Raw genomic sequence first — 22,708 nt, forward strand, 5'->3', positions numbered from 1 at the left:
CCGGACGGTAGGTGCGACCCGGGTGGGGCCCGGACGTTCAGTAGACAACGGCTCTAGGTCGACCCGCAGCCAGCGGGTCCCAGGTCGGCCCGAAGGGCGCTGGGCCCCCATCCGTAGTTCCCGTCAGGGAGTCTGTCCGTACTTCCCTCCTTCTGTCCGTGGCGGTGTCCGCTCCCGCCCGACCGCGTCGGTATCGGGCCCCCGCCCGCTGGATATGGTGTGCACCTGCGTACGGACTTAAGGGGCAGTAAGTGAACGACGGCGGTCAGAGGCGATACGGCCCGCTCGGCAGAACCTTGGTGATCATTCCGACCTACAACGAGGCCGAGAACATCAAGCCGATCGTGAGCCGGGTGCGCGCCGCTGTGCCGGAAGCCGACATCCTTGTCGCCGACGACAACAGCCCCGACGGCACCGGTAAGGTCGCCGACGAGCTCGCCTCGGCCGATGACCAGGTCCAGGTGCTGCACCGCAAGGGCAAGGAAGGGCTGGGTGCGGCCTACCTCGCGGGCTTCCGCTGGGGCATCGAGCACGGTTACGGCGTGCTGGTGGAGATGGACGCCGACGGCTCCCACCAGCCCGAGGAGCTGCCCCGTCTACTCACCGCGCTCAAGGGTGCCGACCTGGTGCTCGGTTCCCGCTGGGTGCCGGGCGGGCGCGTGGTCAACTGGCCCAAGTCCCGGGAAATGATCTCCCGCGGCGGCAGTACGTACTCGCGGCTCCTCCTCGGGCTGCAGACCAGGGACGTCACGGGCGGCTACCGGGCCTTCCGCGCCGAGACCCTGGAGGGCATCGGCCTCGACCGGGTCGCCTCCCAGGGCTACTGCTTCCAGGTCGACCTGGCCCGTCGCGCCATCGACGCCGGGTATCACGTCGTCGAGGTCCCGATCACCTTCGTGGACCGCGAGATCGGCGACTCGAAGATGAGCCGCGACATCCTGGTCGAGGCGCTCTGGCGGGTCACCTCCTGGGGTGTCACCTCCCGTACGAACCGGGTCCTCGGCCGCAAGGCGACCTGAGCCACCGAAGCCGGCGGGCGCCGGTCCGCCGCTCGTGATCACCCCCATGCGCCGATCGGACGCCCTTACGGGCACACTGGGGACCATGACGACCGGCACACCGCCCCCGACCGCCCCCAGGCGCTCACGCGCCCGTACCTTCGTCCCCCTCGCCATCGCCGCCTGGGCGGTGCTGGAGATCTGGCTGCTCATCGTCGTGGCCGACATGGCGGGCGGGTTCACCGTGCTGCTGCTCCTGGTGGCGGGGATCGTGCTCGGGGCCGCGGTGATGAAGCGGGCCGGCCGCCGGGCCTTCCGCAATCTCACCGAGACGCTCCAGCAGATGCCGGGGCAGCCCGGGGCCGCCGCCCCGCAGGCCGCACCCTCGGGCAGCAAGGGCAACGGCTTCCTGATGCTGGCCGGGCTGCTGCTGATGATCCCGGGGATCATCTCGGACGTGGCGGGGCTTGTGCTGCTCGTGCCGCCGGTTCGTTCGATGATGGGCCGGTACGCGGAGCGGTCGCTGGAGCGCCGCATGCGCGCCGCGACGCCCGGCAGCCTCTCCGGCGCCTTCCAGCAGGCCCGTATTCACCGGCCGGACGGAAAGATCGTGCAGGGTGAGGTCATCCGCCAGGACGGCACACAGCCGGGCTCCCGCCCCGACGAGGGCCCCCGGCCGCCGCTGACACCCTGATACCGGACCGTGACGCGACAGAGCCGCGGGCCGTGACACACGCTCGGTGTGCCACAGCCCGCGGCTCTGTCGTATTGCGGTGTTGCGCGGTCAGGCAGACTTCCTGCTGTCCCGCGGATGCACGGCGATGTTCATGGCTCCGGAGCGCAGAACCGCCAGCCTCTCGGCCAGCACCTCCTCCAGCTCCTCGCGTGTGCGCCGCTCCATGAGCATGTCCCAGTGCGTACGCGCAGGCTTGCCCTTCTTCTCCTCGGGGCCATCCCCGTCCACCAGGAGTGCCATGGCGCCGCACGCCTTGCACTCCCACTCCGGCGGAATTTCCGCCTCTACCGAGAACGGCATCTCAAATCGATGTCCGTTCTGGCATGCGTACTCCACCGCCTGGCGCGGGGCCAGATCGATGCCGCGGTCCGTCTCGTAGCTGGTAACCACGAGTCGCGTGCCGCGGAGAGCTCGCTCACTCATGAATCGTGCCTCCCGGGCTTGTCGCCCACAGGACAGGTGTCGCTGTCGTCGTCATCCGGTCAACGTCCGGTCGGCGGCAAAGATTCCCGTTGCCGGTCATGCGTCGCCCGTCGTGCCGCTGCTTTATCAGGTTTCCCAGGGTCCAAGTACCCGCCAATGCCCGGTTTGTCACATCTGACGGAAGTTGTCACCCAACGGTTTGGCTTCTTCCACTCGCAGTAACGGTCCTCCGGGCAGGCCAAAGGCGTACACTACCGGCCTTTCACTTCAACGTCTAAATCCGTTCCGGAACGGGATTCCCCGCAGCCGCCACGGCCTGTCTGATCGGCACCCTCGCGAGCAGTACGGAACCGACCACGAAGAAGATCACCAACGAGATGATCGCATCCCGGTAGCTCCCGGTCAGCTGATACGCGATACCGAACACCAGTGGCCCCAGCCAGCTCAGTCCCCGGTCGCTCATCTCGTACGCGGAGAAATACTCGGCCTCCTTGCCGTGCGGCACGAGATGGGAGAACAGTGAGCGCGACAGCGCCTGGCTGCCGCCGAGCACCAGACCGATCGCCGAGGCAAGCAGATAGAAGAAGACCGGCGCGTCGGCGGGCAGGAAATAGCCGGCGACGAGAATCAGCGTCCAGACGACGAGCGAGCCCAGGATCGTGCGCTTCGCGCCGTACACCCGCGCCAGTCGGCCCATTCCCAGCGCTCCGGCCACCGCGAGCACCTGCACCAGCAGCACGGCCGTGATCAGCGTCGTCTGGTCGAGGCCCAGCTCCTCGGAGCCGTACACCGAGGCCTGGGAGATCACCGTCTGCACGCCGTCGTTGTAGACGAGGTACGCCAGCAGGAAGGAGAGCGTCAGCGGATGGCGGCGCATGTCGCGCAGGGTGGCCATCAGCTGCCGCCACCCCGAGCCGACCGCCCCCTCGCCGCCCGCCGTCACCCGCCTGTCGCGCAGCCGTCGCAGTGGTACGACGGTGAAGGCGCCCCACCAGACGCCGGCCGATGCGAGACAGATCCGCACTGCGTCGGACTCGGAGAGGCCGAAGGAGTCGTGGCCCGTGTACAGGACCAGATTCAGGACGAGGACGAACGCGCCCGAGGTGTATCCGAAAGCCCAGCCGCGCGACGAGACCGCGTCCCGCTCGTCCGGTCCGGCGATCTGAGGCAGATAGGCGTTGTAGAGCACCATCGACACCGAGACCGATGCGTTCGCCACGATCAGCAGGAACGCACCCAGCAGATAGCGGTGGCCGTCCAGGAAGAACATGCCGGTGGTCGCGGCGGCCCCCACATAGGCGGCGGCCGCGAGAAGGGGCTTCTTCCGCCCCGTACGGTCCGCGGCGGCGCCCACGACCGGCATGACGATCACCGCGACCACGACGGACACGGAGACCGCGTAGGCGAACAGCGATCCTGCGCGCACCGGTATGCCGAGCGGGTGCACGAAACCGTCGGCGTCGGCGGCCGCCTTCGCGACCGACGTCAGATAGGGGCCGAGGAATACGGTCAGGACGCTCGTCGAGTAGACGGAGCAGGCGAAGTCGTAGAAATACCAGCCGCGTTGTTCACGTCTGCGGCTCGCGGCGTCGGCGGAACCCGTCGTGAGTCCAGTCGGTTCAGCGGTGTCCGCGGTCTCGGCGCTCAACCCGCACCCCCTCGTCTCTCCCCGTGGAGACCTCGCACGACCGGCGCGTCAGGCCCAGGCCCCCCGCTCGTTCAGCACCGTACGCAGCGTCTCGATGTGATCGGTCATGATGCCATCCACACCGAGATCGAGGAGCGCCGCCATCCGCTCGGGTTCGTTCACCGTCCAGACGTGCACCTGGAGTCCGCGTGCGTGTGCCTCGCGTACGAAGCGCCGGTCGACCACCCGGACGCCGTTCTGGCTCTCCGGCACCTGCGCGCACACCGCACCGGACCGCAGCGCCGCCGGTATGCCGTACGAACGCAGCCGCAGGCCCAGCACGCCGCGGACGCCGTAGGAGGTGGCGAGCCGGGGCCCCGCGAGGCGGTGGGCCCTGGCGACCCGGGTCTCCGAGAACGAGCCGACGCACACCCGGTCCCAGGCATCCGCCCGGCGGATCAGATCGACCAGCGGGACCAGGGCGGACTCGGCCTTGATGTCGACGTTCCAGCGGGCTTCGGGGAATGTCTCCAGCAGCTCCTCGAACAGCGGCAGTCGCTCCCGGCCCGCCACTCTGGCCTGCCGCACCTCGCTCCACGGCAGCTCGGCTATCCGGCCCCGGGCGTCCGTCACCCGGTCCAGAGTGGCGTCGTGGAAGGCCACCAGACGGCCGTCCGCCGTGGTGTGCACATCGGTCTCGAAGTAGCGGTACCCGGCGTCGGCGGCCCGGCGGAACGCGGCCGTGGTGTTCTCGATCCCGTCCGCGGCACCGCCTCGATGGGCGAAGGGGATGGTCGCGGGATGGTCCAGATAGGGGTGGAGTACGGAGGTCACTGCGGCAGTATGGCCTGCTCCGGTGTCCGGGTGGTGACGGTGGTGTCGACGCCGTCCGACCCGGGTGCGACGGCTGCCACGGCATCGGATCCGGCGGCCGCTGCTGCCGGCTTCCCGCCGATTGCGAAGAGGCGCAGGAAGAACTGGGCGAGCGGGCCGATGGCCAGGGCGTAGAGCACCGTGCCCGCGCCGAGCGAGCCGCCGAGCACGAAGCCGGTCACCACGACCGCCACCTCGATCAGTGTGCGGACGAGCCGGATGGAGCGGCCGGTACGCAGATGCAGACCGGTCATGAGCCCGTCGCGCGGTCCCGGGCCGAACTGTGCCGCGATGTACAGCCCCGTCGCGACACCGTTGACCACGACACCGGCGGCCATCACGGCGATCTGCGCGGCGAGGCCCTGCACTTCGGGCACGAGGGCCAGCGTGCCGTCCATGGCGATGCCGATGGCGAAGACATTGGAGACGGTGCCCAGGCCGGGACGCTGCCTGATCGGTATCCACAGCAGCAGAACGGCGGCGCCGACGATGATCGAGACGACCCCGATGGACAGTCCGGTGCGTTCGGCGAGTCCCTGGTGCAGTACACCCCAGGGTTCGAGGCCGAGACCGGCGCGGACCAGGAGCGCCGAGCTCGCCCCGTACAGCGCAAGGCCGACGTACAGCTGAATCAGCCTTCGAGTGAGGTGCGCCCCGCGAGGGACGGGGGTGATGGACAAGAAGTGCCCCCTTGAGTGGTGGTAGTGGACTGTCGCATGTCACTCTGTGGCAGGGGATTGGCCGCCAACTATGGCCAATCCGAGGAAGGTGGACTGATTTTCATGGCGCAGTGGACTTCGGCAGTCGGTGCGGCACAGCTCGCCCGGCAGCTCCAGGCCCAACAGCCCCGGCCCGCCGGACCGGGTGCCCGCAGGCCGCCCGCCTATCGCGCGCTGGCCGACGGAGTCCGTCTGCTCGTCCTCGAAGGCCGGGTGCCGGTGGCCGCCCGGCTCCCCGCAGAGCGTGAACTGGCGCTCGCCCTGTCCGTCAGCCGCACCACCGTCGCCGCCGCGTACGAGGCCCTGCGGACCGAGGGATTCCTGGAGTCCCGCCGGGGTGCCGGCAGCTGGACCGCCGTGCCCGCGGGCAATCCACTGCCCGCACGCGGTCTGGAACCGCTTCCCCCGGAGTCGCTCGGTTCGATGATCGACCTGGGCTGCGCCTCGCTGCCCGCCCCCGAACCGTGGCTGACCCGGGCGGTCCAGGGCGCCCTGGAGGAGCTGGCGCCGTACGCCCACACCCACGGCGACTACCCGGCCGGTCTGCCCGCACTGCGGCAGATGATCGCCGACCGCTACACCGAGCGTGGCATCCCGACCATGCCCGAACAGATCATGGTGACCACCGGGGCGATGGGCGCCATCGACGCGATCTGCCACCTCTTCGCGGGCCGCGGAGAACGGATCGCGGTGGAGTCCCCGAGCTATGCCAACATCCTGCAGCTGATGCGGGAGGCGGGCGCCCGGCTGGTGCCGGTGGCGATGGAGGAGGGGCTCGGCGGCTGGGACATGAACCGGTGGCGGCAGGTACTGCGGGACGCGGCGCCGCGGCTCGCCTACGTCGTCGCCGACTTCCACAACCCCACCGGTGCGCTGGCCGACGAGGACCGGCGCCGTGACCTGGTGGAAGCCGCCCGCTCCGCCGGTACGGTCCTGGTCGTCGACGAGACCATGAACGAGCTGTATCTCGACGCCGATGTGCAGATGCCGCGCCGGGTCTGCGCCTTCGATCCGGCGGGCTCCACCGTGCTCACCGTCGGATCGGCGAGCAAGGCCTTCTGGGCCGGCATGCGGATCGGCTGGGTGCGCGCCGCCCCGGATGTGATCCGCAGCCTGGTGGCCGCCCGCGCCTACGCCGACATGGGGACGCCCGTCCTTGAGCAGCTCGCCGTCAACTGGCTGATGCGTACCGGCGGCTGGGAGCAGGCCGTGCAGGTCCGGCGCGAACAGGCGCGGGAGAACCGGGACTCGCTCGTCGCCGCGGTCCGCCGGGAGCTGCCGGACTGGGAGTTCTCGGTTCCGCGCGGTGGTCTGACCCTCTGGGTGCGTACCGGCGGCCTCTCCGGCTCCCGGCTGGCTGTGGCGGGGGAGCGGGTCGGCGTACGCGTTCCCTCCGGCCCCCGGTTCGGTGTCGACGGCGCCTTCGAGGGGTATGTACGGCTGCCGTTCACGGTTGCCGGGCCGGTCGCGGACGAGGCGGCGGTACGGCTCGCGGCGGCGGCGCAGCTGGTGAGTTCGGGGGCGGGTGCGGGAGTGGAGGCGCCGCGGACGTTCGTCGCGTGATCGACATGGAGCTGCTCAGGGGTGACGGATCAGCCGGTCCGTCACCCCTGAGCAGCCCTGGGCCGTCTGTTCAGTCGCCGACCGCCACGCTCTCGACGGCCGCGGTCACGGTGCGCGGCATCGCCGGGTCCGGCACGCTCGCCCCGACCGGCGCGGTCTCCTCGGCCGGTGACTGCAGCCCGGGGAGCAGCCCGAGGACCGCCTGCCGCTGCGCCTCGCTGGTCGCCTCGTCGTACGGATCGGGGGTGGCAGGGACCTGGAGCCGCAGTACGGGGCCGGTGCCGAGCCGCGCGTACCCCCGGCCGGGCGGGACGTCCGGTGTCGGCGTCGTGTGCGGCTCCGTGCCGAGCACCGACTCGATCTGGTCACGGGAACAGTTGCCGAGCACGGCCCGGGCCCTGGTGTGGGTCCGTACGGTCTCGCCGAGGGTGTCCAGGCTGTCGAACTGATCGGTGACGACCACGGTGACGTTGGCCGACCTGCCGTGCCGCAGCGGCACCTGGAGCAACTCCTGGGGGTCGGGCTTTCCGTCGGCTGCCGCCAGGTGGCCGAGGACGCTGGGCCGGTCCAGGAGGATCCAGAGCGGGCGCTTGATGTCGTCGGGGGCGGGGTGGCCGGACTGCCGGGCCCGGTTCGCCGCGATCAGCCGCCGCTCCGTCTCGTTGGCCGCCCACTCCAGGGTCGCCAGTGCGCCCGCCGGACCGCACTCCACGGCCAGTACACCGTCGCGCCCGGTCAGGCAGGCGTACTCGCCGGTTCCGCTGCCTTCGATGATGAGGATGTCACCGTGCTGGAGCGCCTGCAGGGCGATGGAGCGCATCAGCGTGGTGGTGCCGCTGCCGGGCTGTCCGACGACCAGCAGATGCGGCTCGGTGGAGCGGGCGCCGGTCCGCCAGACGACCGGAGGTGCGTCGCGGGTCTCGTCGCCGTCGTTCACCGGAACGGTGCGCTGCACCGCGTCGCCGTCGGTGAAACCCAGCACGGTCTCGCCGGGGGCGGTGACGAAGCGCTGGGCCCCGATCGAGGTGGGCAGGGCGTCGAGCACGCTCATGACGAGCCGGTTGCCCTCCTCGTCCCAGGCGAAGTGGTACTCGCGGCCACGGCCCGACTTTGCGTGCAGCAGCTGCTCGATGCGGATGCGGGAGGCGGCTTCGCTGTCGGTGAAGTAGGCGGGATACTGCACCTGGAGACGTGTCGGGCGCCCGTTGCCGTCGAACTCGTAATCGCTGAAGACCTTGTCCCAGTCGCCGCCGTGGGCGAACAGCGGACTGGGGTCGTCGGCCACGGAGAAGTACGGCACGAGCGCCTCGTACAGGGACCGCAGCCGCCCGGTCTCCGCCTCGTCGGGGCCGGTCTTCGCGGGAGTCCGCTCCCGGCCCTTCCATGCGGCCGCGCCCATCACCGTCACCAGGGCGAGCACGGACCCGTACGGGATGAGTGCGACCACGAATACGCAGGCCGCGACGGTGAACAGCGTCGGACCACGCTTGTCCTTGGGCGTCGCGGCCCACTTCTGCCGTCCGGCTCCGGCCAGCAACCGCAGACCACGAGTGACCGTGATCAGCGGATGGAGGATGTCGGTGGCGTTGTCGGCGGCCGTGCGCGCGAACTCGCGACTGCGAGTGATCGAGGCGCTGCCGCTGCTCAGAATGCGGGGGAGTGGTCGCCGGGCCACGTCGGTCTCCTGACGGGGTGGGAGTGGTGGCGGAGGGTCAGAATTTGATCCCGCCCAAGAGACCGGCGAGACTCGCGCCGCCCGCGGTGATGCTCGGTGCGATGGCGGTGCCTGCCAGATAGAAGCCGAACATGGCAGTGACGACGGCGTGCGATGCCTTGAGGCCGTCCTTCCTGAAGAACAGGAAGACGATGATGCCGAGGATGACTACGCCTGACATGGACAGGATCATGAGAGGTTCTCCTGGTTAGGGGGACGGTCACCATGAGTCCTTCCAGGTTCACCGAAAGTATCTATACGATAAAAGCTGCATTCAGGTGAAAAGTCTGTATTTTCACTTGATTGGCCCGCGCGGGAGCATCGGCAGGACGGAAACATCGATGTCACGCGCTGTTCCGCCGTCACCGGGCGCGATCCTTCGCCATGGGCGGGCCGGGTCATGTGCTCGGTCGAGCAGTACCCTGTCGATTCACTCGTACGGCGCCGGCGCCGTACGCCCCAGCAGATCGACAGTGTGAAACCGGTTGATGGAAGGCGGTCCGTCCGATGAGCGAAACCCCCGATCCCGAGGTGGTCGAGCTGGCGACGAAGGTCTTCGACCTGGCCCGCCGCGGCGAGACCGAAGCACTCGCCGCCTATGTCGACGCAGGTGTTCCTGTGAACCTCACCAACGACCGGGGCGATTCGCTGGTGATGCTCGCCGCTTATCACGGGCACGCCGCCGCGGTCACCGCCCTCGTCGGCCGTGGCGCAGACCCGGACCGGGCCAACGACCGCGGACAGACACCGCTGGCCGGAGCCGTCTTCAAGGGCGAGGGCGCGGTGATCGAGGCGCTGCTCGCCGCAGGGGCCGACCCGTCGGCCGGAACCCCCTCCGCACTGGACACTGCACGCATGTTCGGCAAGGCCGACCTGCTGGAACTCTTCGGCTCCCGCTGACCGGGTACGCCGTAAATGTGGTCGCGGTGGCGAAATGGCTGGGTCATCATGACGTCGCGGGCCCGGTTCGGGCCACCGACGAGAGGCAGAGGAAGATGGTCTACACCAAGCAGAAGACGGCGGTCGGCCGATCATGTTGCTGCGCGGCGTAGTGCCCCACCCGGCACTTGGAACTGCACAGTCCCGGTTGCGTCGACAGCTTGATGTGAGGCTTTTTCCATGTTTGATCCGTTCATAGCGCCGAGCGGCACCCTGCTCGGCCTGCTGCAGAGGGGCCGTGGCGACGGCACGCTCCACGCGCTCGCCGCACCACGCCCCGAGGCCCTGGCGGCTCTCAACCACTGTGTCCTGAGCGATCCGCGTCACGACTGGCAGGTGGAGAACCGCTCGCTCTACTACGCACGCCTGTACCTCGACCTCGACGGCGGTATCGAAGAGATCGAGCGCCATCTGTGTGATCCCGACGACCACCTCGACACCGACGACTCACGCACCGGGCTGGCCCTCGCCGTGCTCGGCCACCTCGCCTCGTACGGGCGGGACGACGCCCTGGCCCTGCTGCGGCGGTACGCCGCGACCGGAGCCAACTGGGCCTGGGCCCTCGACGAGCTCGCCCTGCGTGACGACGACGCGGGGCTCCGCGCCCTCGCCGTACCCGTGCTCGGCCGGTTCCCGGCCACCGAGGAGGGCGCCGCCGAACTGGCCGCGGCCGCACGGGACGCCTTCGAGCCCCGCCCCTGGAGGCTCTGGGCGGACGACCCGCGCGAAGAGGTCGGCGCCAGGGTCAGGGCCGCCTCCGAACAGGGCTCCTTCGACCGCTGGCAGCGGCAGATGCGGCCCGGCGGCCCCCGTCCCGGCTGGAGCGTCCAGGCCGTCCTCGACTGGGCCCAGCAGGGAATCGAACGCGGCAGCGTCCTCCATGTCCCGGCTGCTCGCTGTCTCACCGCCGTCGCCGGACCCGAGGACCGGTCCACGATCATCGAGGCCGCCCGCAGCGGCCCGGAAGGCGCACGCTGCGCCGCCCTGCACTATCTGGCCGAGGCCAGGGATCCTGCTGTGCTCGACCTGATCGAGATCGCCGCGGTCGGCGCCTCGCGCACCGTCGCCGACGCGGCCGTCGCCGCCTTCGAGCGGATGTGCGGCGACGCGGCGGTGGAGCGCGCCAGGCGCTGGGCCCGACGGCCCGACGCGCTCGGCGCCTCCGCGGCCGGTGTGCTCGCCTGCCGGGGCGGCGCCCAGGACGCCTCGCTGGTCCTCGGAGCACTCCGCGAGGCCGTGCGGGGCGAAGGCCCGGACGCACCACGCCTGTGGACCCTCGTCGACGGCACGGGCAGGCTGGGCATCGCCTGCGCGGCCCCCGTACTGCGCCATGTCTACCGGGAGACGTCCTCCTCCCACCTGCGCGGCCGAGCGGCCCGCGCACTGGCCGCAACCGACCCGTCCTTCGCCACCGGATTCGCCGTCGAATGCCTGTGGGACTGCGAGGAGACCACCCGCGAGGTCGCCGCACTCCATGCCGAGACCGGCGACATCAGGGTCGCCGAGCGACTGCGCCGACTCGCCGCGGACCCGGCCGAGGAGGCCGAGGTGCAGACAGCGGTACGCAGCAGGATCGGGCCCGACACCCCCGCGGTCTGACCGGAGTACGCACAGCGGCGCGCGTCGGGGGCGCGCGGCGCGAACGGGCGAGCAGCGCGTCGGGGGCGTGCTCGGCTCAAATGCTCATGGGACGTTCCCCGGGCGGAAAGATCCAAGTCGGCCCGGACACGTCCGGCGTGGCGACAACACGGGTATGCGTGTCGTCATCGTCACCGAATCCTTCCCGCCCGATGTCAACGGCGTGGCCCACTGCACCCTGCAGACGGCCCGGCATCTCGCCGGCCGCGGCCACGAACCGCTTGTCGTCGCCCCGGCCACGGCGGGCGCGTCGACCACATCCCGTTCGGAGCGCTCCGACGCCTTCGAAGCCGACGCACCGTGCCCCGTGGTGCGGGTCCCCTCGCTTCCCCTGCCCGGCTATCCACAGGTCCGGGTGGCACTGCCGAGCCGACGGCTGACGGCCGCCCTCACCGCGCACCGCGCGGAACTCGTCCATCTGGCAGGACCGTTCGTGCTCGGCGTACGGGGCATGGCAGCCGCGACCAGGCTCGGGCTGCCGACCGTGGCCGTCTACCAGACCGACCTGGCCGGCTACGCACGTACGTATCTCGGCACCGGCGAGAACACCGCCTGGCGCCGGATGCGCGCAGTGCACCGCGCCGCCGACCGCACGCTCGCCCCGTCCACCGCCGCCGTCCGCGACCTCACCGAACACGGCGTGCCCCGGGTACGGCTGTGGCCACGCGGCGTCGACACCGCACGGTTTCGGCCCGGACTGCGCGACGAGGCACTGCGCCGCCGTCTCGCCCCCGGCGGGGAGCGGCTCGTCGGGTACGTCGGACGGCTCGCCCCGGAGAAACACGTCGAACTCCTTGCCGGGGCCTGCGCGACACCCGGGGTCCGGGTCGTGGTCGTCGGAGACGGACCCAGTGATGCATCGCTGCGGACCGCCCTGCCCGGCGCGGTCTTCCTCGGCCGCAGAACCGGGGACGACCTCGCCCGGTTCTTCGCCTCGCTGGACATGTTCGTGCACACAGGACCGTACGAGACGTTCTGCCAGACGGTGCAGGAGGCCATGGCCTCCGGAGTACCCGTGATCGCCCCGGCCGCGGGCGGACCGCTCGACCTCGTCGACCACGGGCGGACCGGGCTGCTGGTCCCGCCGCTCGACACCGGTGCCGTGGCGGCGGCAGTCGGCGCACTCGCCGCGGACCCGGCGCTCGCGGCGGCCTACGGCGCCACCGGTCGGGCCACGGTCGAGGGCCGGACATGGCAGGCCGTGGGTGACCAACTCCTGGACCACTACGACGAGGTGCTGCGCGACCGGACGGCGGTGGTGGCATGACCGGCCGCGAACGGCGGACGGTCATCGTCCGGCTGGCGAACTTCATCACCCCGTCATCGGGCGGACTGCGCACCGCCCTTGACGAACTCGGCCGCGGCTATCTCGCGGCCGGGCACGAGCCGGTGCTCATCGTGCCCGGCGACACACGGAGCGACGAGCGTACGGAGCAGGGGAGGGTGATCACGCTCCCCGGGCCGGTCCTGCCGGGCAGCGGAGGCTACCGCGTACTGACCGGCCGGCGCAGTCTCCGCCACCTCCTGGAAACGCTGCGGCCCGACCGTCTCGAGGTCTCCGACCGGACCACGCTGCGCTGGACGGGGCAGTGGGCGCGACGTGCCAGGGTGCCCGCCGTGATGGTCTCCCACGAGACGGCCGACGGGGTGCTGCGCACCTGGGGCGTCCCGGCCGCCGCGGCCGGGCGGACGGCCGACCGCCTCAACGCGCGCAGCGCCCACGCGTACACCCGGATCGTGTGCACCACGCAATGGGCGGAGCGCGAGTTCCTGCGCATCGGCGCCCGCAACGTGGTGCGCGCCCCGCTCGGCGTGGACCTGCGGCGCTGTAGCCCCCACCGGCGCAGTACGGTGCTGCGCGCCCGGCACCTGCACGGCCGGGACGTGCTGCTTCTGCTGTGCTCGCGGCTCTCGGTCGAGAAACGCCCCGGCCGGGCCCTGGAGACGATTGCCGAGCTGCGGCACCGGGGGGTGCGCGCGGCGCTGGTCGTCGCGGGCGACGGGCCACTGCGTGCGGGCCTGGAGAACACAGCTCGGGCGCGGCGGCTGCCGGTCGAATTCCTGGGCCATGTGCGGGACCGGGAGACTCTGGCGGATCTGCAGGCCGCGGCCGACATCTGCCTGGCGCCCGGACCCGCCGAGACGTTCGGCCTGTCGGCCCTGGAGGCACTGGCCTGCGGCACCCCGGTGGTGGCGAGCGAGAGTTCCGCGCTGCCGGAAGTGATCGGCGGTGCCGGACTGGCCGCCGCGGACACGGGTGAGGCGTTCGCAGCCGCGGTACGGGAGCTGCTCGGGCGCCCGCACGACGGGCGTCGCGCCGAGGCGAGGCGACGGGCCGAACTCTTCGGCTGGGACCGCTCGGTGGCCGCGTTCCTGGCCGCGCACGATGTGCCGGACCGGGGCGGGATTCCGGGGGTACGGACATGAAGGGGGCGGTGCCGTCGGACAACCCGGGACCGCACCCGTCCACGAGCTTCTCCCCGGTACGGTTCGCCGCGCTCGGGGACTCGTTCACCGAAGGCGTCGGCGATCCCGTCCCCGGTGGCCGACGGGGCTGGGCCGCACTGCTCGCCGAAGGTCTCGCGGACAGCCGACGGGGCGTGGAATTCAGGAACTTCGCCGTCAGCGGCGCGCAGTCCGGTGACGTCCTGGACCGGCAGGCCGCGGCGGCGGCCGCGTTCCGGCCCCACCTCGTGTCCGTCGTCGTCGGCGTCAACGACACCCTGCGCCGCACGTTCGACATCCGGCTCCTCGCGCGGCGCCTCGACCCGGTCTGCGCGCTCCTGACGGAGAGCGGAGCCGTACTCCTGACCGCCTGTCTGCCCGACCCCGGCGCCGTGCTCGGGCTCCCCGCGCCCCTGGGCAGGCCGCTCGCCCGGCGCCAGGCCGCGGTGAACGCCGTCGTGCACGCACTGTCCGAACGCTACGACGCCGTTCATCTGCACATGGCGGACCGGGCGTGGGTCCGCGACCGCTCGCTGTGGAGCGCGGACCGGCTCCACCCGGCCGAACGCGGTCACCGGACGGTCGCGGCCGGCTTCCACGAGCTGCTGGCCGCCCGGGGTCTGGCACACGGCGCCACGCCGGGGCTCGAAGCCCAGCAGCCGCCCCCGAGCCGGGCCGACACATGGTTCTGGCTGGCCACCGCCGGCACCGGCCGGCTGGCGCGCAGAAGCACCGATCTGCTGCCCCAGCTGCTGTGTCTGGCCGGAGCGGAGGTGGGGCACCGGGTCTGCGGCACCGGCCGACGGCCGGCCCGGCGGGCCGAGGCGGCGCTGCGGAGCGCGCTGGCCGCCGTGGCACCGATCGGTTCGCCGGCTGCCGGGGAGCGGGCCGTGCCCTCAGGACCGTTGCCCGTGCCGCGCGGCAGTATGGAGGGATGACGGGACGCTGGGAGTTCTGGATCGACCGTGGCGGGACGTTCACCGATGTCGTGGGCCGGGATCCCGACGGGCACCTGCTCACCCGCAAGCTGCTCTCCCACGACCCGGACCGCTACCGCGACGCCGCCGTGGCCGGAATCCGGGGGCTGCTGGGCCTCGGCCCCACCGACCCGGTCCCCGCCGACCGGGTCGGCACGGTGAAGATCGGCACGACGGTCGCCACCAACGCCCTGCTGGAGCGGCGCGGTGAGCCGACCGTCCTGGTCATCACGGAAGGCTTCCGCGACGCGCTGCGCATCGCGTACCAGAACCGGCCGAAACTCTTCGACCGCCGCATCCTGCTGCCCGAGGCCGTGTACGAGCGGGTGATCGAGGTCCCCGAGCGGATCGACGCCCACGGCCGGGTCGTCACACCGCTCGACCGGGACGCCGTGGCCGAGCGACTGATGGCGGCCCGGGCCGACGGACTGCGCAGTGCGGCGGTCGTCCTGATGCACGGCTACCGCCACCCCGGACACGAGAGCGCCGTGGCCGCCGCAGCCCGCGAGGCAGGCTTCACCCAGGTGAGCTGCTCGCACGAGGTGAGCCCGCTGATCAAGCTCGTACCACGCGGCGACACCACCGTCGTCGACGCCTATCTCTCGCCTATCCTGCGCCGGTACGTCGACGAGGTCGCCCGCGAACTCGACGGCATCCGGCTGATGTTCATGCAGTCCAACGGTGGGCTGCGGGAAGCCTCCCACTTCCGGGGCAAGGACGCGGTGCTCTCCGGCCCCGCCGGTGGCGTGGTCGGCATGGCCCGTACGTCCGGACAGGCCGGATTCGGCCGGGTCATCGGCTTCGACATGGGCGGAACCTCCACCGATGTGTCGCACTACGCGGGCGAGTTCGAGCGCGAACTGGGTACTCAGGTGGCCGGTGTACGGATGCGCGCCCCCATGATGAACATCCACACCGTCGCCGCCGGCGGCGGTTCCGTCCTCCACTTCGACGGCCACCGCTACCGCGTCGGCCCCGACTCGGCGGGCGCGATCCCCGGCCCGGCCTGCTACCGCCGAGGCGGCCCGCTGACCGTCACCGACGCCAATGTGATGCTCGGCCGGGTCCAGCCCGCGCACTTCCCGGCAGTCTTCGGGCCGGACGGCAACCTTCCACTCGACGCGGACCTCGTCCGCGAACGCTTCGACGCGCTTGCCGAGGACGTGGCGGGCGCCACCGGAACGCGGCGCACAGCGGCCGAGGTCGCCGCCGGGTTCCTGGAGATCGCCGTGCTCAACATGGCCAACGCGGTCAAGAAGATCTCCGTGCAGCGCGGGCACGACATCACCCGCTACGCCCTGACGGGCTTCGGCGGCGCCGGAGGCCAGCACGTCTGCGCCGTCGCCGACGCCCTGGGCATCGACACCGTCCTCGTACCGCCCCTGGCCGGCGTGCTCTCCGCGTACGGCATCGGTCTCGCCGACGCCACCGCGATGCGCGAACAGTCCGTCGAGGCGGAACTGAGTGAGACGACCCGTACCGCGGTGGGCGAACTCTGCGACGAACTCGCCGCCCGCACCCGCGCCGAACTGCACGCCGACGCCATCCCCGACAGCGCGATCAGCACCCACGCCCGCGTGTTCCTGCGCTACGCCGGTACGGACTCGAGCCTGCCCGTCGGCCTGGACAGCGCACCCGCCATGGCCGAGGCGTTCACCGCGGAGCACCGCGCACGCTACGCGTTCACCATGGACAAACCCCTGGTCGTCGAGGCGGTGTCGGTCGAGGCGATCGGAACGGCGGGACAGCACGAACCGCGCCCGGCCGTCCGCACACCCCGTGAGAGCGCAGAACCTCAACCGCACGACACCGTAAGGATGTTCACCGACGGCCGATGGCAGGACACCCCGCTCCACCGGCGCGAGGAACTGCACCCCGCGGACACCGTGAACGGCCCTGCCGTGATCGCAGAGGCGGATGCCACCACTGTCGTCGACCCGGGCTGGCAGGCCGCCCTCGCCGGCACCGGCCATCTGCTGCTCACCAGGGTCCGCCCGCGCCCGGACCGCACGGCCGTCGGTACCCGGGTCGACCCCGTCATGCTGGAGGTCTTCAACAACCTCTTCATGTCGATCGCCGAACAGATGGGTGTGCGCCTGGAGAACACGGCCCACTCCGTCAACATCAAGGAGCGGCTCGACTTCTCCTGCGCCCTCTTCGACGCGGACGGCAATCTGATCGCCAATGCCCCGCACATTCCCGTGCACCTCGGTTCGATGGGCGAGTCCATCAAGGAGGTGCTGCGGCGCAACAGTGGCGCGATGCGGCCAGGCGATGTGTACGCCATCAACGACCCGTACCACGGCGGCACACATCTGCCTGATGTGACCGTGGTGACACCCGTGTTCGACGAGACCGGTGGTGAAAAACCGGAGCTGCGCTTCCTTGTTGCCTCACGCGGACACCACGCCGAGATCGGCGGCATCACCCCCGGCTCCATGCCCGCCTTCAGCCGCACCATCCACGAGGAAGGAGTGCTGTTCGACAACTGGCTGCTGGTACGGGACGGCAGACTCCGCGAGGCCGAGACACGCGAACTGCTCACCACCGCCGTGTACCCCTCCCGCGACCCGGACGCCAACCTCGCCGATCTGCGCGCCCAGATCGCCGCCAATGAGAAGGGCATCGCCGAACTCCGGCGCATGGCCGATCAGTTCGGGACCGAGGCCGTCGCCGCCTACATGGGGCACGTACAGGACAACGCAGAGGAGTCCGTCCGCCGGATCATCGCCGAACTGCACGACGGTGCCTACCGCTACGAGACCGACAACGGCGCGGTCATCGAGGTCGCCCTCACCGTGGACAGGGGCACCCGCAGCGCAGTCGTCGACTTCACCGGCACCTCACCGCAGCAGCCGGGTAACTTCAACGCGCCGAAATCCGTGGTGATGGCGGCTGTCCTGTACGTCTTCCGGACCCTGGTCGCCGACGACATCCCGCTCAACAGCGGGTGTCTCAAGCCCCTGGAGGTCAGAATTCCGGAAGGCTCCATGCTGGCCCCCGTCCATCCGGCGGCCACCGTCGCGGGAAACGTGGAGACGTCCCAGGCCGTCACCGGTGCTCTGTACGCGGCGCTCGGCATCCAGGCCGAGGGTTCGGGCACGATGAACAACCTCACCTTCGGCAACGAACGGGTCCAGTACTACGAGACCGTGGCGAGCGGATCGGGCGCGGGCGACGGCTTCGACGGCGCCGACGCGGTACAGACCCACATGACCAACTCCCGCCTCACCGACCCCGAAGTCCTCGAATGGCGCTACCCCGTGCTGCTGGAGAGTTTCCGGGTACGGGACGGCAGCGGGGGTACGGGGCGTTGGCGCGGCGGCTGCGGTGTGGAGCGGCGAATCCGCTTCCTCGAACCCGTGACCCTGGCGCTGCTCTCCGGCCATCGCCGGGTCCGGCCGTACGGCATGGCGGGCGGTGAACCCGGCGCGCTGGGTGAGCAGCACATCGAGCGCTCCGACGGCGGGACGGTCACGCCACTGCGCGGCTGTGACACGGCGGAACTGGAGCGGGGGGACGTATTCGTGCTCCGCACACCGGGCGGCGGGGGCTACGGAGCCCCGGAGCCGGGCCGGAACGACCGCCCGGAACGCACCGGGGAACGGCGGTGAAGCCGGCGTCGGCCGGCTCCGGGCAAGGGGTCGCTTCTGCGCCGTTTCGACCGTTGTCAGTGTGAGGACCTAATCTGTGCAGCGTGACTTCGCCTGCCTACACGGACAACGCTGCGCCCCAGCTCAGCGCGGGGCCGCGGCCTGCCCCGGGCCCGGCCGCCGACGAGGGGCTCTCGCGGCGGCTGCGCGCGCTCGCCTGCACGGCACCCCTGCACGACCTCGATGTGCGCAAGGTGAATCTGGCCGGCGAGTACACCGTCTACGCGATGGCCGAGGTCGCACTCGCGGCGATCGACCACGTCACCCTCAACATGGACTTCGACACGGGTGCCGACCACGACCAGATAGTGACCAGGCTGCTTCCCCGCGTTGCCGCGCAGGCCCCGTACCGCCCGGCCGCCGAGCACGAGCGGGTCGCCCGCTGGGTGCTGGAGAACCTGATCAATGTCGGCAGCGTCGACCGCGGATTCCGTGCGGTGTACGGCACTTTCGGCCCCGATGGGGTGTATGTCCGCCGCGATTACGACTTCAAGCTGATCGAAGAGGTCCCGGGGTACGGCGGCACGGTCTATCTCCGGGCCACCGACGAGGCGGTCAACGTTCTCGTCGGCGCCCTCGACACAGACGTCACCAGCGCCCAGATCGCCGCCGAGGTGAAGCTGGAGGTCCTCATCAGCCGGGGCCGCCTGGCTGATGCACAACTCGCCGCCGAGCAGGCCCGCTACCGCACCGTTCAGTACGCGGAGACCCTCCGCAAGACGCTGGAGGCCACCCGGCGCAACGTCCGGGCCGTCGACTGGCTCAATGCGGTACCCGACATGATCGCCGAAGCACTCGATCACGTCGCCGACCGCTACCGCCACGAGAACGCGATCCTCACCAACATCCGCAAGGCGCGCGACGAGGCCGAGGAGCCCGAGCACAAGCGGCGCGCCGCCGAGCTCGTCGACATCGTCAAGGACTGCATCCGCCGCCACACCCAGTTGCAGTCCCGCCTGCTGGAAGCCGGACCGCTCTTCCGCGCCGAACAGGACCGGCAGGCCTTCGCCACCCCCACGGCCCGCACAGGCCTCGATCTCTACGGTCAGCTGGTCGCCCCGCTGCTGCCACTCCCCGTCGAACAGGCCATCCGCGTCACGGACGCGTACTTCGCCCAAGGCACCGGGCTGCGCACCCCCACTTCGATGCGGGTGGGCGACCTCGTCGACATGTTGCTCACCCCGCCCCTGGAGCGGGAACACCTGGGCGCCGCAATGCCCGAACCCGATCTGATCGCCACCCCGGACGACAGCAGGTTCAGCGAGGAGCAGCTCGCGAGCGCCATGGAACTCCTCGATCTGGAACACGACGCCCCGCGTCGGCTCTCCGGACTCCTCGCGGAGGCCCGGCGCCGCGATCCCGAACTGCCCTATCTGGTCGCTCTGCTCGCGGTGCACGCCGCGAGTCCGCCGGTCGGCACCGCCTACCGGCAGGGCGAGCAGCGCCTGTTGTTCTCCGTCGACGACGGGACACAACTCGACGACCCGGAGTTCGGCGGCGCGGACCTGATAGTGGGTACGGCCCTGCTGGACGCGGCCGGAATGGCCGCGGACCGCTCGGAGGCGTCATGAGCGCCGCGCCCCGTGAGGCAGACGCCTCGCCGACCCGGTCGGCGCACGTCGACCATGGACGTGGCCGAGGCGCCCGCGCCCACGAGGTGTGCGCGGGCAGGACCGTGCCGCCCAGGACGGACGCCGCGAGGACCGGTGTCGTCCACCCCGTACCGAAGAACTTCCGCATCGAGGAGCGACAGTCGTGAGCGACCACCGCGCACAGTACGCAGACGCGTGGAGCGAGCCGACCGCCGCGTACGCGACCGAGATCCCGACGCCCGCCGACCCGGCAGGGCCCGCAGCCGCCACCGCACCCGTCACCCCGGCCGACGCAGCCGACGCCGCCCGGCTCGTCGCCTTCGGACTGCAGCCCAAACTGCTGCCCGCACGCGACGCCGAATACGCCGAACTGCTCCGCCGGTACCGGGAGGAGGCCACTTTCGCCCGGCTCGCCGACGCAGTGGCGACCGGACTCGGCCTGGTCGTCCTGGAAGTGTCCACCCGCGCCGGCATGGCCGTGACCGCCGGTGAGGACTCGGTCTTCGCCGTCCGCATGGGCGACTACGCCCGCCGCGCCTCATCCGACTCCGCCGACCGCTTCCTGCACGGGCTCGCGCACCTGGCCGTCGCCGCGATGGCCTTCCCCCGCCCCGAGGATCTCGCCGACGACGCGTACATCGGCCGGATCACCGTCAACGGCGTCGACTCGTTCGTACGCCAGGCGTGCCACCGCCTGGAGGAGCGCGCCGAGGAGCACGGCGACAACACCGACCCGGCCACCGACGCCCCCGGACTGGAGGCGGCCTGGCGGATCTACGCCCGGCGCAGCTCCACCGGAGCCACGAAGGACGCCCGAAGGCTGGCCGGCTCCACCACCGGCATCGTCGGCAAGGCCGTCGCCTTCCTCACCGACTCCGGCTTCCTCCAGCGCACCGGGGACGACGCCGGAGGCGCCTTCCGTACCACCGCCCGCTACCAGCTCCAGGTCCGCGACATGGCGGGCAACGCCGCTATGGCCGAACTGCTGGAACTCGGAGTCGTGCCGGTGACCGACGGAACGGCAACGCTGCTGCCGCCGCCCGACCCCGACGACCTGGAGCTGGTCGCCGACGCCGGTCTGCCCTTCCACGCCTGACCGGCCCGCCCCACCACCGCCGTCTCCCCCCGCTGTCTGAACGACGAGAGTCCGCCGCCATGTACGAGCTGTCCCGGGTCCGCCTCTACTCCATCGGGCCTGCCGGTGCGCGCTATGCCGACACCGTGCTTGACCTGCGTGGAGTGGGCGATCCCGTGCCCAACCCCGCCCCGGCACAGGCGGAGTTCTTCGAGGAGGAGCCGGTCGGCCCGCCGCGCCGCCCCGCCCCTGCCGGTGTGCTCTTCCTGGAGAACGGCGGCGGCAAGTCGGTGCTGCTGAAGCTGATCTTCTCGGTGATGCTGCCCGGCCACCGCAACACCCTCGGCGGCGCCAGCTCCGGCGTACTGCGCAAGTTCCTGCTCGCCGATGACTGCGGCCATGTCGCCCTGGAGTGGCAGCACACCCTCACCGGCGAGTGCGTCGTCGTCGGCAAGGTGAGCGAGTGGCGTGGACGGCAGGTCTCCAACGACCCGCGGAAATTCGCCGAGGCCTGGTACTCATTCCGCCCCGGGCCCGGTCTCGGCCTGGACTCCCTGCCGGTCGCCGAGGCCACCTCCGTGCACCGCCCCGTCGAAGGCGTCTCCGGTGCGCAGGGCCGGCGGCGTACGATGAAGGGCTTCCGCGACGCCCTGACCGAGGCGGGCAAGTTCTACCAGCACCTGGATGTGCACTGGGAAGAGATCCACGACCGCTGGAACGAGCACCTCGGCGACCTCGGTCTCGACCCCGAACTCTTCCGCTACCAGCGTGAGATGAACGCTGACGAGGGCGAGGCGGCCGGCCTCTTCGCGGTCAAGAAGGACTCCGACTTCACCGACCTCCTCCTCCGCGCCGTCACGGACACCCGTGACACGGACGGGCTCGCCGACCTGGTGAGCGGCTTCGGCAACAAGCTCGGCCGCCGGGCCGAGCTGACCGCGGAGCGCGACTTCACCGCGGGCTCGGTCGATCTGCTCGGCCGGATCGTCGAGGCCGCCGGCATCCGGTCCCGCGCCCGCGACATCCACGCGGGCGCCGAGCGCCGCACCCGTACGCTCGCCCGCAGGCTCTCCGCCCGCGCCGGCCAGGAGCGCGGCCGGACCGCCGAGCTCGCCCAACAGGTGACGGGCGCCGCGCACACCGTCACCACTGCCGAGGAGGCCCGCAGCCGCAGTTCCCTGATCGCGGCCGAACTGGCCTACCGGCACGCCTCCCTGGCCCTGACAGCGGCGGAGAAGGGCGCTGCCGCCCAGCGCCGCGAACTGGTCGACGCCCGCACCCTGCACTCCGCCTGGCAGGCTGCCGAGGCCGTACTGCGACACCGCGCCGCCGCCGACCGCTCCGCACGTGTAGCCGTCGCCATCCGCGAGGCGGAGCGTGACGCAGCGCCTGCGCTCGCCGCCCGCGCCAAGGCTGCCGCCGATCTCGTACGGGCCCTGCACACCGCGGCGGAGGCCGGTGAGACCCTGGCCAACGAGGAGGAGGCGCGCTCCGACACCCTCCAGACGGCGGGCGAGACCGGCCACCGCGATGCCACCACCGCAGCCACCGAGGCCCAGCGCGCCCGCAGCGAGGCCGGACATCTGCGCCAGCGACTTGCCGAGGTCGAGCAGGAGACAGCAGAGGCGGTACGGGCCGGCTGGCTCGACAACACCGCGCCGGACGCGGACCCGGCGCGCGCCGCCCTCGCCGCGAGCGACGCCGAGCAGTCCGCCGTCGCCGCGTGGGACACCGCC

Annotated in this window: 18 protein-coding genes and 1 pseudogene; 13 read left to right on the plus strand and 6 right to left on the minus strand. The window is 71.4% G+C overall.

The window, feature by feature from the left end; genetic code table 11:
- Nucleotides 1-251: 251 nt before the first annotated feature.
- Both GA0115254_RS07805 and fxsA read left to right on the plus strand, forming a co-directional pair.
- Nucleotides 252-1,019: a polyprenol monophosphomannose synthase gene (locus tag GA0115254_RS07805; RefSeq protein ID WP_093894557.1), complete on the plus strand. Its 768-nt coding sequence runs from the start codon at nt 252-254 to the stop codon at nt 1,017-1,019.
- Between the two features lie 85 nt (nt 1,020-1,104).
- On the plus strand, nt 1,105-1,692 hold the full coding sequence (fxsA, locus tag GA0115254_RS07810) for an FxsA family membrane protein (RefSeq protein ID WP_093894573.1): 588 nt from the start codon (nt 1,105-1,107) through the stop codon (nt 1,690-1,692).
- A gap of 90 nt (nt 1,693-1,782) precedes the next feature.
- On the opposite strand, the gene GA0115254_RS07815 is transcribed toward fxsA, so the two are convergent.
- The 4 genes from GA0115254_RS07815 to GA0115254_RS07830 all read right to left on the minus strand — a co-directional run bounded on the left by GA0115254_RS07815 (nt 1,783) and on the right by GA0115254_RS07830 (nt 5,337).
- Nucleotides 1,783-2,157 (minus strand): RNA polymerase-binding protein RbpA, encoded by a 375-nt coding sequence (locus GA0115254_RS07815; RefSeq protein WP_007262928.1) that lies wholly within the window; start codon nt 2,155-2,157, stop codon nt 1,783-1,785.
- 274 nt (nt 2,158-2,431) lie between these two features.
- Nucleotides 2,432-3,805: an MFS transporter gene (locus GA0115254_RS07820; RefSeq protein WP_093894558.1), complete on the minus strand. Its 1,374-nt coding sequence runs from the start codon at nt 3,803-3,805 to the stop codon at nt 2,432-2,434.
- 48 nt (nt 3,806-3,853) lie between these two features.
- The gene (locus tag GA0115254_RS07825; RefSeq protein ID WP_093894559.1) at nt 3,854-4,618 is read right to left on the minus strand and encodes a glycerophosphodiester phosphodiesterase family protein; all 765 of its coding nucleotides are present in this window, start codon (nt 4,616-4,618) and stop codon (nt 3,854-3,856) included.
- Entirely contained in the window at nt 4,615-5,337 is a 723-nt protein-coding gene (locus GA0115254_RS07830) for a membrane protein YczE (protein WP_093894560.1), read from the minus strand. The genes GA0115254_RS07825 and GA0115254_RS07830 overlap by 4 nt, the downstream gene beginning before the upstream one ends.
- Nucleotides 5,338-5,439: 102 nt before the next feature.
- Here GA0115254_RS07830 and GA0115254_RS07835 point away from each other — a divergent pair, with 102 nt between their 5' ends.
- Entirely contained in the window at nt 5,440-6,939 is a 1,500-nt protein-coding gene (locus GA0115254_RS07835; protein ID WP_093894561.1) for an SCO1417 family PLP biosynthesis transcription factor, read from the plus strand.
- Between the two features lie 70 nt (nt 6,940-7,009).
- Here the strand turns inward: GA0115254_RS07835 and GA0115254_RS07840 are convergent, their stop codons facing one another.
- The gene (locus GA0115254_RS07840; protein WP_093894562.1) at nt 7,010-8,614 is read right to left on the minus strand and encodes an ATP-binding protein; all 1,605 of its coding nucleotides are present in this window, start codon (nt 8,612-8,614) and stop codon (nt 7,010-7,012) included.
- Nucleotides 8,615-8,651: 37 nt separating this feature from the next.
- Nucleotides 8,652-8,846: a hypothetical protein gene (locus GA0115254_RS07845; protein ID WP_037696696.1), complete on the minus strand. Its 195-nt coding sequence runs from the start codon at nt 8,844-8,846 to the stop codon at nt 8,652-8,654.
- Between the two features lie 314 nt (nt 8,847-9,160).
- On the opposite strand from GA0115254_RS07845, the gene GA0115254_RS07850 reads away from it, so the two are divergent.
- From GA0115254_RS07850 to GA0115254_RS07890, 10 genes and pseudogenes are all read left to right on the plus strand, one after another.
- Entirely contained in the window at nt 9,161-9,553 is a 393-nt protein-coding gene (locus GA0115254_RS07850) for an ankyrin repeat domain-containing protein (protein ID WP_093894563.1), read from the plus strand.
- A gap of 219 nt (nt 9,554-9,772) precedes the next feature.
- Nucleotides 9,773-11,191, plus strand: a complete 1,419-nt coding sequence (locus GA0115254_RS07855) for a hypothetical protein (RefSeq protein WP_093894564.1) — start codon at nt 9,773-9,775, stop codon at nt 11,189-11,191.
- Nucleotides 11,192-11,345: 154 nt separating this feature from the next.
- A complete protein-coding gene (locus tag GA0115254_RS07860) occupies nt 11,346-12,497 on the plus strand; it encodes a glycosyltransferase family 4 protein (RefSeq protein ID WP_093894565.1) in 1,152 nt (383 codons plus the stop codon).
- On the plus strand, nt 12,494-13,657 hold the full coding sequence (locus GA0115254_RS07865) for a glycosyltransferase (protein WP_093894566.1): 1,164 nt from the start codon (nt 12,494-12,496) through the stop codon (nt 13,655-13,657). The genes GA0115254_RS07860 and GA0115254_RS07865 overlap by 4 nt, the downstream gene beginning before the upstream one ends.
- On the plus strand, nt 13,654-14,613 hold the full coding sequence (locus GA0115254_RS07870; protein WP_093894567.1) for an SGNH/GDSL hydrolase family protein: 960 nt from the start codon (nt 13,654-13,656) through the stop codon (nt 14,611-14,613). Before GA0115254_RS07865 ends, GA0115254_RS07870 begins: the two co-directional genes overlap by 4 nt.
- Entirely contained in the window at nt 14,610-18,266 is a 3,657-nt protein-coding gene (locus GA0115254_RS07875; protein WP_093894568.1) for a hydantoinase B/oxoprolinase family protein, read from the plus strand. The genes GA0115254_RS07870 and GA0115254_RS07875 overlap by 4 nt, the downstream gene beginning before the upstream one ends.
- 83 nt (nt 18,267-18,349) lie before the next feature.
- On the plus strand, nt 18,350-19,876 hold the full coding sequence (locus tag GA0115254_RS07880) for a hypothetical protein (RefSeq protein WP_093894569.1): 1,527 nt from the start codon (nt 18,350-18,352) through the stop codon (nt 19,874-19,876).
- Nucleotides 19,873-20,064: a hypothetical protein gene (locus tag GA0115254_RS43755; RefSeq protein ID WP_141720776.1), complete on the plus strand. Its 192-nt coding sequence runs from the start codon at nt 19,873-19,875 to the stop codon at nt 20,062-20,064. The genes GA0115254_RS07880 and GA0115254_RS43755 overlap by 4 nt, the downstream gene beginning before the upstream one ends.
- Nucleotides 20,061-20,993, plus strand: coding sequence for a hypothetical protein (locus tag GA0115254_RS07885; RefSeq protein WP_093894570.1), 933 nt, complete (start codon nt 20,061-20,063; stop codon nt 20,991-20,993). The genes GA0115254_RS43755 and GA0115254_RS07885 overlap by 4 nt, the downstream gene beginning before the upstream one ends.
- Nucleotides 20,994-21,052: 59 nt before the next feature.
- Nucleotides 21,053-22,708: pseudogene (locus GA0115254_RS07890) on the plus strand (hypothetical protein); the annotation flags it as partial.

The sequence above is a fragment of the Streptomyces sp. Ncost-T10-10d genome, assembly GCF_900091955.1.
In the GTDB taxonomy this organism is placed as follows: Bacteria; Actinomycetota; Actinomycetes; order Streptomycetales; family Streptomycetaceae; genus Streptomyces.

Bases quoted from the DNA above. Each gene is read 5' to 3' on its own strand.
- GA0115254_RS07870 (WP_093894567.1), top strand. From the start codon at position 13,654: ATGAAGGGGGCGGTGCCGTCGGACAACCCGGGACCGCACCCGTCCACG.
- GA0115254_RS07815 (WP_007262928.1), bottom strand. From the start codon at position 2,157: ATGAGTGAGCGAGCTCTCCGCGGCACGCGACTCGTGGTTACCAGCTAC.
- fxsA (WP_093894573.1), top strand. From the start codon at position 1,105: ATGACGACCGGCACACCGCCCCCGACCGCCCCCAGGCGCTCACGCGCC.
- GA0115254_RS07855 (WP_093894564.1), top strand. From the start codon at position 9,773: ATGTTTGATCCGTTCATAGCGCCGAGCGGCACCCTGCTCGGCCTGCTG.
- GA0115254_RS07860 (WP_093894565.1), top strand. From the start codon at position 11,346: ATGCGTGTCGTCATCGTCACCGAATCCTTCCCGCCCGATGTCAACGGC.
- GA0115254_RS07875 (WP_093894568.1), top strand. From the start codon at position 14,610: ATGACGGGACGCTGGGAGTTCTGGATCGACCGTGGCGGGACGTTCACC.
- GA0115254_RS07865 (WP_093894566.1), top strand. From the start codon at position 12,494: ATGACCGGCCGCGAACGGCGGACGGTCATCGTCCGGCTGGCGAACTTC.
- GA0115254_RS07850 (WP_093894563.1), top strand. From the start codon at position 9,161: ATGAGCGAAACCCCCGATCCCGAGGTGGTCGAGCTGGCGACGAAGGTC.
- GA0115254_RS07835 (WP_093894561.1), top strand. From the start codon at position 5,440: ATGGCGCAGTGGACTTCGGCAGTCGGTGCGGCACAGCTCGCCCGGCAG.
- GA0115254_RS43755 (WP_141720776.1), top strand. From the start codon at position 19,873: ATGAGCGCCGCGCCCCGTGAGGCAGACGCCTCGCCGACCCGGTCGGCG.
- GA0115254_RS07845 (WP_037696696.1), bottom strand. From the start codon at position 8,846: ATGATCCTGTCCATGTCAGGCGTAGTCATCCTCGGCATCATCGTCTTC.